The organism is Desulfocurvus sp. (genome assembly GCF_023230885.1).
In the GTDB taxonomy this organism is placed as follows: Bacteria; Desulfobacterota; Desulfovibrionia; order Desulfovibrionales; family Desulfovibrionaceae; genus Desulfocurvus.
The window spans coordinates 18,757-28,983 of the sequence record NZ_JALNWM010000009.1 but is presented as its reverse complement, the minus strand read 5'-3'; the positions used below and the strand labels follow the sequence as shown (position 1 = coordinate 28,983).

The following is a 10,227-nucleotide window of genomic DNA, read 5'->3' as shown; positions in this document are numbered from 1 at the left end:
TGGCCCGCGCGGTGCTGGTCATCGACCGGACCGGCGTGGTGGCCTACCAGCAGATCGTGCCCGAGGTGGCCGACGAGCCCGACTACGCGGCGGCCCTGGCCGCGGCCAAGGCGGCCCTGTAGCCTCCGCCCGGCGCGGCGACGCGGCGGCCCCCTCCGGGGCCGCCGTTTTTTTTGCCCCGGGGCCGCGCCCATCCGGGGTCGCAGTCCATCCGGATTCGCGCCCATCCGGGGTCGCAGCCGGATGCGCCTTCGAAACCTCCAGCGCCGCCCCCGTCCGGGGGTGCAGCCACCCGGGGTGCGACCGCTTCGGGGCCGCGCCCGTCCCGGCCGCGCCCCGCTCCGGGGAGGCGGCCGCGTACTGCCTTTCGGCGTCCAATGCGTTGACAAAACGTAAACGTTTTGTAATCGCATGACCGAGGAGGAGCCGCCATGCCCCGCAAAGTCCGCTCCGTCCGGGTGCCCGAGCCCCTGGCCACCCTGGACCTGTCCGCCGTGATCCACGAATGCGAACGCTACCTGCGCGACCTGGAGTCGGCCACGCTCCTGCGCCTTGAGGGCAACAAGGAAGCCGCCGACGCGCTCATCCGGTCGCGCCAGGCCGACCTGGGCCGCAAGATCGGCATGAAGGTCTGGGAAGCCCGCGTGGCCTACGGCCGCAAGGACCGGCCCCTGGAGGACGAGCAGTGAGGCGGCGCACGCGCGGGGCGGCCCGGCGCGCCGCCGGGGGGGCGCCATGCTCCCGGTCCTGATCCGCGAGGGCACCTCGGGCATCGTCGAGGTCAGGGGCCCCGGGGCAACGCGCACATGGCACCCGCGCAACGACCTGGACGAGGCCCTGGAGCTGCTCTTCCTGCTGTACGAGGCCAGGACTCCGGAGGGCACGCGCTTTCTGGACAACTACCGCCGCGACGGCTTCAACTGGCTGTCGACCCAGGTGGGCAACCTCTACTGGCGCTGGCTGTTCCGGCTGGTGCAGTACGGCCCGCTGCTGGACGATCTCGCCCGGCGGCGGCGCATCCCGTATTTCCTGAACCGCCTGAATTTCGCGCGCATCTGGGAAGTGCTGCACCCGCGCCGCTGCAACCCCGGGGCGCGCTGGGCGGCGTGGCGGCTCTACCGCCGGACCCTGCCCGCCCACAACCGCGCGGTGGCCGCGCGACCCGGGGGCGACCTGCTCTTCTACCGCTACGGCCCCCGCGACTTCCGCACCCGCGAGATGCTCGAATTCTTCGAGGCCGAGGGCGTGCCCTTCCATTTCGTCTACTCGCCCTCGCGGCCCCTGCTCGACCGGCGCGACGCCCAGGACCACCCGGTCTATTTCCTGCACCGCCGCTGGGCCGCGCCGCAGGTCTTCTGCAACACCTACGACCTGTCGGCCTTCGCCCCGGCCCTGCGCCCGGCCGTGGCCGCCGTGATCCGCCGCGCCGAGGAGCACATGTCCTTCGCGGTCTGGGAATACCGCCGCCACCTGGAGGCCCTGCGCCCGCGCCCGCCCCGGCTGCTCTTCGGCTTGGAGGACCACCAGGAGATCTACCCGCTGCTGTATGCCTGCCAGTCCCTGGGGGTGCCCACCGTGGGCTACCAGTTCAGCATGTACGCGAGGCGCCAGGCGGCCTACACCTTCGAGCGCTGGGCCCCGGGAAGCTACAACGGCTTCGACAACGTGATCACCTGGGGGCCCTATTGGGAAAAGGTCCTGCGCCGCTGGAGCCGGGTCTACCCCCCGGGATTCCACCTGCCCGGGGCCAACAAGCTGTCCTACGGCTACCGCCGCCTGGATTCGCCGAAGTTTTCCCCGCGCAACGTGCTGGTGCCCTATGAATTCTGGGGCAACACCCTGCGCATCGGCCAGTGCATGCGCAAGCTCATGGACCTGGGCTGGACGGTGTACTTCAAGTTCAAGCCCGACGAGAACCCCGACCGCCAGCTCGACTGCTACGGCCTGCCCCAGGGCCACCGCGAGCGCATCGTGGGCGTGCGCGACATCACCGACGAGGTCATGGCCGAGGTCAACGTGGTGGCCGGCGGCATGAGCACCCTGCTCTACGACCTGCTGCCCTACGGCAAGCACACCTGGGTCTTCGAGACGGAGTTCCGCCTGCTGGACGACATGGTGGAGGACGGCCTGGCCGTGAAGGTCCGCTACGAGGACCTGGACACGCTGCCTGAGCCGCCCCGGGCCGACCTCGCCGTGGACCGCGACCAGCTCTTCAACCCCGCCCCCCTGGCCGAGGTGCTGCGCGCCCACGTCCTGTCGCGCCTGTAGCCGGGCCGGGGCGTCCCCGCCCCCGGCGGAGCCCCCACGCCGCCCGGCAACCCCGGAGCGGGACGACCCAGACGCCCCCGGGCCACCAAAGAAAAAGGGATTCAGGCGGCTGCCTGAATCCCTTGATCTTTCATGGTGGAGCTGGACAGAATTGAACTGACGGCCTCTTGAATGCCATTCAAGCGCTCTCCCAACTGAGCTACAGCCCCACATGGGCCGGAACGCGTCCGGGAGGTCGAAAGTATCGATTCCGGCCGAATTGTCAAGACCGGATGCGCGGGCGACGGAAATTACCCGGGCCGCCCGGCAAAGGGCCGGGCACGGCCGCCCCGGCGCGGCGCGGCGCGGCCGCGAGGCCCGGCACCCCGGTCAGCCGCGGCGGCTACTTGAGGATGGTGCCGCAGAATTCCTTGGCAAACGCGGCCTGGGTCATGGCGCTTTTCTTGTTCGCCCCATCCTCGCAGCCGCGCTTGCACATGCCTACGCTAAGCGCCGCGGAAAAGCCCGTCAGGCCGTCCTCGCTCATCAGCCGGGGCCCCAGGGCCTCCACCACATACTGGCAGCCCTGAAGGTCCATCTGCCGCCCGCCGTCGTAGCAGGCCTGATAGATCTGGTACACTTCCTTGCAGGAGGCCTGCTTGTCGGCGGCGGCCGCAGGCAGGGCCAGGGCCAGCAGCAGGGCGGCGGTCATGACCATGCGCATGGTGCGTCCCTCGGTGGTTGCGGTTGGCGCCGCCCGGCGGCGGCGAGCACGAGAATAGCAGAAACCGCCCGCGCGCGTCACGGAAATCCGCGTCCCCGCCCCCCCGGGCGCCTGCCCGGGCGAAGGGCCGGGGGCGGGACGCCCCGGCCGGGCCCGGCCAAGGGGAAAAGCGGCGGGCGGCCCGGGGCCGGGTCGGAACCGGGGTGGCCGCGCGGGGCTCCTGCGCCCCGGGGCCGTGCAGCCGCGCGGGACCTGGCCGGGCGAAGGGCCGAAGCTGCCGGGAAGCCGGACGGGCGCCCGGCGCCGGGGCCGCCCCGGCGCCCCCGGGTGCGGCGCGGCACGCGCTGGCCAAGCAGCTGTTCTCGTGGCTTGTGGTGGGTGCAGCCCTGCGGCGCGCCCCGCGCGCTGGCGGAGCACGCCCCGGCCTGCACTCGCCCGGCCCCGGGCGCAAGGGGCGCCGCCCGCGCTATAAAAAGGCTATCCGGCCTTGTCAGCAGTGGGTTCCCAGGAATTCCACCGTCCGGTTTTCGGCATAGGTCGCCGCGCTCCGGGCGGCGGCGAAGCCCACATGCCCCCCGGTGGCGGGGGTCTCCAGGTGCAGGACGGCGCTGGCCCGGGCCAGGGCGCGCGGATAGCACTCCGGCCCCAGGAACGGGTCGTCGGCGGCGCACAGCACCAGAAGCGGCAGCCCCACCCCTTCGAGCACGCGCACGGCCCCGTTTCGCGCATAGTAGTCCCGGGCGTCGGCAAAACCGTTCAGGGGCGCGGTGTAGGCGTCGTCGAACTCGCGGAAGGTGCGCATGGCGTCCAGCCCGGGGCCCTGGGGCAGCCCGGCCAGGGCCCCGGGCTGGGCTGCGGCCTTGGCGCGCATCTTCTCCTTCAGGCTGCGCATGAGGTAGGCCTGATAGACCCGCGCCGGGCCGCGCTCCAGGGCGCGCACCGAGGCCGCGAGGTCCAGGGGCGCGGACACGGCCACCCCGGCGCGCACCTGGGGCGGCACGCGCCCGGGCTCCTCGCCAAGGTATTTGGCCACCTGGTTGCCGCCCATGCTGAAGCCCACCAGGGCGGCGCTGGCGTAGCCCCCCGCGCCCAGGGCCCGGACCAGGGCCGCGTGCAGGTCGCCGGTCTCGCCGCTGTGGTAGGTGCGTGCCAGGCGGTTGGGTTCGCCCGAGCAGCCCCGGTGGTTCATGGCGCACACGTCCCAGCCTGCGGCGTTCAGGGCGCGGACCATGCCGCGAACGTACTTGCGCCGCGAATGGCCCTCCAGGCCGTGGACCACCAGGGCCACGCGCGCGGCGCGGGCTCCGCCGGGCCCGGCGGCCAGGCTCCAGTCCAGGTCCACGAAGTCCGAGTCGGGCAGCTCCAGGCGTTCGCGGCGGTAGTCCACGGGCACGGGAGCCCGCAGCAGGAAGGGGTACAGGGTCTGGACATGGCCGCCGCGCAGATAGAAGGGCGGACAAAAGGCGGAGGGAACCAGGGGCACGGGCGATCTCCTTGCTTGCGGGGCCAAGGCTACCCCCACCCGGCCCGGGCCGCAACCGCCTTGCATCCGGACGGCAATTGCGGCTACATGGCAGCCATGAGCGCCATAACCACCTCGGTCTTCGACCTCTTCAACATCGGCCCCGGCCCGTCGAGCTCGCACACCATCGGCCCCATGCGCGCGGCCTTCGACTTCCTGGAGCGTGTGCGCGCCCTGCCCGGGGATGTGCTGGCCCGGGCCGACGGGCTGCGCTGCCATCTCTACGGCTCCCTGTCGGCCACGGGCGACGGCCACGGCACGGACAAGGCCGTGCTGGCGGGCCTGCTGGGCTACAGCCCGGAAACCGTGCCCCAGGCCCTGCTGGACGAGCTGCTGGAGCACCCCGCCCGGCGCCACCCGCTGCCCGTGGAGGGCGCCGCCCTGGACCTCGGGCCGGGCACGGTGGTCTTCGACGCCGTGGAGCACGGCTTCGCCTGCAGCAACACCCTGGTCCTGCGGCTGCTGGAGGGCGGGGGCACGCTGCTGGAGATGGAATACCACTCCGTGGGCGGCGGGTTCATCCAGTGGCGCGGCTGGCAGGAGCCGGACCTGGGCCGCCCGCCGCACCCCTACACGACCATGGCCGAACTGCGCGCCCAGCTCGCGCGCACGGGCCTGGCCCTGCACGAGCTGATCCTGGCCAACGAAAAGGCCCTGCACGGGCGCAGCGCCCGCGAGATCGAGGAGCAGCTCGACCGCGTGATGCGGCACATGGAAAACGCCGTGCGCCGGGGCTGCGAAACCGAAGGGGTGCTGCCGGGCTGCATCGGCCTGCGGCGCAAGGCGCCGATCCTGGTCCGCCGCGCGGGCGAGTCGCGCCACAGCTCCGACCGCTTCCTGATGCTCATCAACGCCTACGCCATGGCCGCCGCCGAGGAAAACGCCGCCGGGCACCTGGTGGTCACGGCGCCGACCTCGGGTTCCTCGGGAGTCATCCCCAGCCTGCTCTATGTCCTGCACAACCACATGAAATTGCCGCGCGAGGCCGTGCGCCGGGGCCTGCTGGCCGCCGCCGCCGTGGGCTTCCTGGTCAAGCGCAACGCCTCCCTGGCCGGTGCCGAAGTCGGCTGCCAGGGCGAGATCGGCACGGCCTCGGCCATGGCCGCCGCCATGCTGGCCTACGCCAAGGGCCACCCGCTCCAGGTCGCCGAGAACGCTGCGGAAATCGCCCTGGAGCACCACCTGGGCCTGACCTGCGACCCCGTGGGCGGCTATGTCCAGATCCCCTGCATCGAGCGCAACGCCATGGGCGCGGTCAAGGCCTACAACGCCTACCTCATGGCCACCCTGGGCGACCCCGCCACCCAGGTCATCGACCTGGACAAGGCCATCTGGACCATGAACCAGACCGGGCGCGACATGCACTGCAAGTACAAGGAAACCTCCCTTGGCGGGCTGGCGCTGCATATGCCCAGGTGCTAGAGCTGGCGCGGCCTGATAAGCAACCGAAACGCAAGCCGGGCCCCCGGGGCGGCCAAGGGTCGACAAGCGGAGCCGCGCCGGAACGGAGCACCCCGGCGGCGGCAGGCGGCACGGCGCCGACGGCGAGACCAAGGGGCGCCGACGCGGCGGCTAGTCCTCCCCGCCGCCCACGCGGCCCCGGCCCTGCTTGACGGCGCCGCGCCGTTTTTTGGCTTCCAGGCGCCGCTGGCGCGAGGCGCGGGTGGGCCGGGTGGGGCGGCGGGGCTTGGGCCGGGCCAGGGCCGCACGCAGCAGGGCCGTCAGGCGCTCCACGGCCAGCTCCTTGTTGGCGGCCTGGGAGCGCGTGTCCTGCACGCTGACGCGCAGGACGCCCTCGCGGGTCAGGCGCGGGGCCAGGCGTTCCAGCAGGCGCGCCCGCGCCGCCTCGGGCAGGCAGGGCGCCCCGGCCACGTCGAAGCTCACGGTCACGCAGGTGCTGACCTTGTTGACGTGCTGGCCGCCGGGCCCGGAGCTGCGCGTGGCGGAAAACTCCAGCTCCGCATCGGGAATGACTATGGAATCCAGGACGATAGGCATAGGGTAAAAAAGAGTGCCCCAGGGCGGTTGCTGTGCGGGACGGAAGGCTTATACTCCTCCCGGCCAGGGTGCCAGACGCGGCGCCCGGCGTAAAGCCGCAGGAGAACGCATGAAGATCGCCATCCCCAGCAAGGAACAGGACGGAGCCCATGTGGTGGACGCCCATTTCGGCCACTGCCAGTTCTTCACCATCCTGACCGTCAACGACCAGACCCGCCAGATCGAGGTGGAGGAACACATGGTGCCGCCGCGCGAGTGCGGCTGCAAGTCCAACCTGGCCCCGACCCTGGCCGAAAACGGCGTAAGCGTGCTGCTGGCGGGCAACATGGGCCAGGGCGCGGTGGACACCCTGGCGCGCGCGGGCATCCAGGCCCTGCGCGGCTACGAGGGCCAGGTGCGCCAGGTGGCCGAGCACTGGCTGGCCGGAGGCGCCGTGCCGCCCTCGCCCATCTGCGACCACCACGGGCACGAGGACGGCTCGTGCGGACACCAGCACTGATCGCCTGATCGCCAGACACCATCATCCCGCCGCAGGCCGTGCGCACGCCGCCCTGCGCGCCTGCCCGGCCCCCCCGGCGCGGCGCGCGGCGCGCCCCCGGCCCGCGCGCCAAACGGCGCCACGCGCCACGGAGCCTTCGTGACCGAAACAACCCCTTGCCCCTGCGGATCGGGGCAGACCTTCGAGGCCTGCTGCGGGCCGATCATCTCCGGAGCCGTCCCGGCGCCCACCGCCGAGGCCCTCATGCGCTCGCGCTACAGCGCCTACGCCACCGGCGCCATCGAGCACGTCCGGCGCACCCTGTGCGCGGCCCAGCGCGACGACTTCGACCACGAGGCCGCCACGGCCTGGTCCAGGAACTCCCAGTGGCTCGGCCTGGACATCCGCGCCACCGAGGCCGGCGGCGAGGCCGACCAGCGGGGCATGGTCGATTTCACCGCCTCCTTCGCCCTGGACGGCGTGCCCCAGCAGCACAGCGAAAAAGCCGAGTTCCGCCGCGAGGACGGCGCCTGGGTCTATGTGGACGGACAGGTGCGCGGCAACCCCACCGTGCGCCGCGAGGCGCCCAAGACCGGCCGCAACGACCCCTGCCCCTGCGGCAGCGGCAAGAAGTTCAAGAAGTGCTGCGGCCGCTAGGCCCCGGCGCCCGGGGGCGCGCGGCGTGACGCCGCCCCCGGGCGCCCTGCCGCCCTACACCGTGCGCGAGAGCCCCCGCGCCCGGCGGGTGACCCTGCGCGTTTCGCCGCGCGTGGGCCTGGAGGTGGTCGTGCCCCGGGGCTTCGACCGCGCCCAGGTTCCGGCCATTGTCCGCGACCGGGCCCAATGGGCCGCGCGGCACCTGGAGCGCATCGCCGCCCTGGGCTGGAAGCCCGGGACCGCCCCGGCCCCGCCCCCGGCCCTGCCCCTGCGCGCCGTGGGCCGCGAGGTGGCCCTGCGCACGGCCCACGACCCGCGCAAGGCCCCGGCCCTGCGCCAGCCCGGCCCCGACACCCTGCTCCTTGCGGGCGACACGGGAAACGACGACGCCTGCCGGGCCCTGGTCCGCGCCTGGCTCAAGGCCCAGGCCCGCGAGGTCTTCGGCCCCCGGCTGCGCGCCCTCTCCTCCGCCCTGGGCCTGCCCTATTGCGCCCTGCGCGTGCGCGCCCAAAAAACGCGCTGGGGTAGCTGCTCGGCCTCGGGCACCATCAGCCTCAACTGCACCCTGCTCCTGCTGCCCCCGGAGCTGGCCGACTACGTTCTGTATCACGAACTGTGTCACACACGGTATCTCAACCACTCCCCCGACTACTGGAAGCTGCTGGAATCACTGCTGCCCGGGGCCCGGACCCTGGACGCCGCCCTGGACGCCTCGGCCCACGTCCCCATCTGGCTGCGGCTGTAGGCGGGGCCCGGGGCCGCCGCGCCCGCGCCCCCGGCCCGGACCGGGCCGGATTTTTCCGGGCTCCGGGCGGTTTTCCGGCGCGGAATTTGATGATACCACCGCCCCATGCAAGCCATACGACTCAAGAAGGGCCGGGAAAAATCCCTGGTCCGCCGCCACCCCTGGATATTCTCCGGCGCCGTGGACGACGTGGAGGGCTCCCCCCGCCCGGGGGACACCGTGGACGTGCTCGCCGCCGACGGCCGCTGGCTGGCCAGCGCGGGCTATTCGCCGAAATCGCAGATCGTGGCCCGCGCCTGGAGCTTCGAGCGCGCGGACGCCGTGGGGCCCGAGTTCTTCCGGGCCCGGGTGCGCGCCGCCGTGGGCGCCCGGGCGGCCCTGGGCCCGGCGGTGCCCCCGCGCGCCTGCCGCCTGGTCCACGCCGAATCCGACGGGCTGCCCGGCGTGGTGGCCGACCGCTACGACGATTGGATTTCCTGCGAATTCCTGACCATGCCCGCCGAGCGCCACAAGCGCGACATCGCCCTGGCCCTCCTGGAGGCCACCGGCGCCCGGGGCGTCTGGGAGCGCTCGGACTCCGACGTGCGCGCCAAGGAGGGGCTCATCCCCCTGGCCGGGCATCTGGCGGGCGACGAGCCGCCCGACCCCGTGGTCATCGAGGAGGGCCCCGCCCGGCTGCTGGTGGACATCCGCACCGGGCACAAGACCGGCTACTACCTCGACCAGCGCGACAGCCGCCGCGCCGTCATGGAACTGTGCGCCGGGCGCGACGTGCTCAACTGCTTCAGCTATACCGGCGGGTTCGGCGTCATGGCCCTGCTCGGCGGCGCCGCGCGCTGCACCAACATCGACACCAGCGCCCCGGCCCTGGACCTGGCCCGGGCCAACATGGACCTGAACGCCCTGCCCCGCGAGCGCGCCGAGTTCCTCTGCGACGACGTGTTCGCCGCCCTGCGCCGCCTGCGCGACCAGGGCCGGACCTTCGGCGCCATCGTCCTCGACCCGCCGCGCTTCGTGGACTCGCGGGCCAACGTCCAGCGCGGCTGCCGGGGCTACAAGGACATCAACCTCCTGGCCCTGCGCCTGCTGGAGCCCGGCGGCCTGCTGTTCACCTTCTCCTGCTCCGGGCTCATGGACGAGAACCTCTTCCAGAAGGTCGTGGCCGGGGCCGCTCTGGACTCGGGCCGCGACGCGCGCATCGTGCGCCGCTTCGCCCAGGCTCCGGACCATCCCGTGGCCCTGAACTTCCCCGAGGGGCAGTACCTGAAGGGCTTCCTGGTCCAGGCGGTATAGGCAGACGCCCGGCAGGACGCGCGGGCGGCCCCCCCGCCCCCGCAGCCCCGCGCCCGCCCCCACGGCCGCATCCCGTATCCGAACCCCGAACACCGGAGACACCATGAGCGCGACCCAGGAACCGGAAGGCTACGTCCGCAGCATCGCGGCGGACATCTTCAGCATGCTCCAGAGCGCCGCGGAACAGGGCGTGGACCTGGACCAGGGCTTCCACAACCAGCCCCTGAGCACAGGGCGGTGCGCCCTGCGCTACCTGTTCTTCAGCAAGAGCCAGATGCTGCGCATCCCCGGCACGCCCTCGGCCCTCAAGCGCCGCCTGGGCCGGGCCAACGTGCTGGCGGCGGTGATGCTCGACGGGCGCATGGCCGGGCTGCACCTCCTGTGCGTCTTCGCCAAGCCCTTCTCCGCCGTGGGCGGGGAGGAGGAGGTCCTGGAGGCCATCGACCCGCGCGCCCTGGACGCCTACGCCGAGCAGGTGCGCGCCATGCTGGCCGACGACCTCGACCGCGCCCTGGACCGCGCCGCCCCGCCCTCCGAGGCCGCCAACTGACGGCCCGGGCTGG

11 protein-coding genes, 1 tRNA gene and 1 pseudogene are annotated in these 10,227 nt (G+C 72.9%); 9 read left to right on the top strand and 4 right to left on the bottom strand.

Annotated elements, in window-relative coordinates; genetic code table 11:
* From M0P34_RS01430 to M0P34_RS01420, 3 genes and pseudogenes are all read left to right on the top strand, one after another.
* A pseudogene (locus M0P34_RS01430) lies at nt 1–122 on the top strand (thiol peroxidase); the annotation flags it as partial.
* 309 nt (nt 123–431) lie between these two features.
* The gene (locus M0P34_RS01425) at nt 432–689 is read left to right on the top strand and encodes a hypothetical protein (RefSeq protein ID WP_291495576.1); all 258 of its coding nucleotides are present in this window, start codon (nt 432–434) and stop codon (nt 687–689) included.
* Between the two features lie 46 nt (nt 690–735).
* Nucleotides 736–2,268 (top strand): hypothetical protein, encoded by a 1,533-nt coding sequence (locus M0P34_RS01420; RefSeq protein WP_291495574.1) that lies wholly within the window; start codon nt 736–738, stop codon nt 2,266–2,268.
* Nucleotides 2,269–2,401: 133 nt separating this feature from the next.
* Here M0P34_RS01420 and M0P34_RS01415 read toward each other — a convergent pair.
* From M0P34_RS01415 to M0P34_RS01405, 3 genes are all read right to left on the bottom strand, one after another.
* Nucleotides 2,402–2,477 (bottom strand) — tRNA-Ala (locus M0P34_RS01415).
* Nucleotides 2,478–2,650: 173 nt separating this feature from the next.
* Nucleotides 2,651–2,971 (bottom strand): hypothetical protein, encoded by a 321-nt coding sequence (locus M0P34_RS01410; RefSeq protein WP_291495572.1) that lies wholly within the window; start codon nt 2,969–2,971, stop codon nt 2,651–2,653.
* A 490-nt stretch (nt 2,972–3,461) separates the two neighbouring features.
* On the bottom strand, nt 3,462–4,454 hold the full coding sequence (locus tag M0P34_RS01405; protein WP_291495570.1) for an alpha/beta fold hydrolase: 993 nt from the start codon (nt 4,452–4,454) through the stop codon (nt 3,462–3,464).
* Nucleotides 4,455–4,550: 96 nt separating this feature from the next.
* Here M0P34_RS01405 and M0P34_RS01400 point away from each other — a divergent pair, with 96 nt between their 5' ends.
* Nucleotides 4,551–5,915, top strand: coding sequence for an L-serine ammonia-lyase (locus M0P34_RS01400; RefSeq protein WP_291495568.1), 1,365 nt, complete (start codon nt 4,551–4,553; stop codon nt 5,913–5,915).
* A gap of 150 nt (nt 5,916–6,065) precedes the next feature.
* Here the strand turns inward: M0P34_RS01400 and arfB are convergent, their stop codons facing one another.
* Nucleotides 6,066–6,491, bottom strand: a complete 426-nt coding sequence (gene arfB / locus M0P34_RS01395) for an alternative ribosome rescue aminoacyl-tRNA hydrolase ArfB (RefSeq protein WP_291495566.1) — start codon at nt 6,489–6,491, stop codon at nt 6,066–6,068.
* Nucleotides 6,492–6,600: 109 nt separating this feature from the next.
* On the opposite strand from arfB, the gene M0P34_RS01390 reads away from it, so the two are divergent.
* The 5 genes from M0P34_RS01390 to M0P34_RS01370 all read left to right on the top strand — a co-directional run bounded on the left by M0P34_RS01390 (nt 6,601) and on the right by M0P34_RS01370 (nt 10,214).
* The gene (locus M0P34_RS01390; RefSeq protein WP_291495564.1) at nt 6,601–6,990 is read left to right on the top strand and encodes a NifB/NifX family molybdenum-iron cluster-binding protein; all 390 of its coding nucleotides are present in this window, start codon (nt 6,601–6,603) and stop codon (nt 6,988–6,990) included.
* A gap of 138 nt (nt 6,991–7,128) precedes the next feature.
* Nucleotides 7,129–7,626 (top strand): YchJ family protein, encoded by a 498-nt coding sequence (locus tag M0P34_RS01385; protein ID WP_291495562.1) that lies wholly within the window; start codon nt 7,129–7,131, stop codon nt 7,624–7,626.
* A gap of 25 nt (nt 7,627–7,651) precedes the next feature.
* The gene (locus M0P34_RS01380) at nt 7,652–8,371 is read left to right on the top strand and encodes a SprT family zinc-dependent metalloprotease (RefSeq protein ID WP_291495560.1); all 720 of its coding nucleotides are present in this window, start codon (nt 7,652–7,654) and stop codon (nt 8,369–8,371) included.
* A gap of 105 nt (nt 8,372–8,476) precedes the next feature.
* Nucleotides 8,477–9,664, top strand: coding sequence for a class I SAM-dependent methyltransferase (locus M0P34_RS01375; RefSeq protein ID WP_291495558.1), 1,188 nt, complete (start codon nt 8,477–8,479; stop codon nt 9,662–9,664).
* A gap of 103 nt (nt 9,665–9,767) precedes the next feature.
* The gene (locus M0P34_RS01370) at nt 9,768–10,214 is read left to right on the top strand and encodes a hypothetical protein (RefSeq protein WP_291495556.1); all 447 of its coding nucleotides are present in this window, start codon (nt 9,768–9,770) and stop codon (nt 10,212–10,214) included.
* Nucleotides 10,215–10,227 lie beyond the last annotated feature (13 nt).

What these genes read in the sequence shown, in the direction of transcription:
- M0P34_RS01425 (WP_291495576.1), top strand. Translation starts at nt 432, where the DNA reads ATGCCCCGCAAAGTCCGCTCCGTCCGGGTGCCCGAGCCCCTGGCCACC.
- M0P34_RS01420 (WP_291495574.1), top strand. Translation starts at nt 736, where the DNA reads ATGCTCCCGGTCCTGATCCGCGAGGGCACCTCGGGCATCGTCGAGGTC.
- M0P34_RS01410 (WP_291495572.1), bottom strand. Translation starts at nt 2,971, where the DNA reads ATGCGCATGGTCATGACCGCCGCCCTGCTGCTGGCCCTGGCCCTGCCT.
- M0P34_RS01400 (WP_291495568.1), top strand. Translation starts at nt 4,551, where the DNA reads ATGAGCGCCATAACCACCTCGGTCTTCGACCTCTTCAACATCGGCCCC.
- arfB (WP_291495566.1), bottom strand. Translation starts at nt 6,491, where the DNA reads ATGCCTATCGTCCTGGATTCCATAGTCATTCCCGATGCGGAGCTGGAG.
- M0P34_RS01390 (WP_291495564.1), top strand. Translation starts at nt 6,601, where the DNA reads ATGAAGATCGCCATCCCCAGCAAGGAACAGGACGGAGCCCATGTGGTG.
- M0P34_RS01375 (WP_291495558.1), top strand. Translation starts at nt 8,477, where the DNA reads ATGCAAGCCATACGACTCAAGAAGGGCCGGGAAAAATCCCTGGTCCGC.
- M0P34_RS01370 (WP_291495556.1), top strand. Translation starts at nt 9,768, where the DNA reads ATGAGCGCGACCCAGGAACCGGAAGGCTACGTCCGCAGCATCGCGGCG.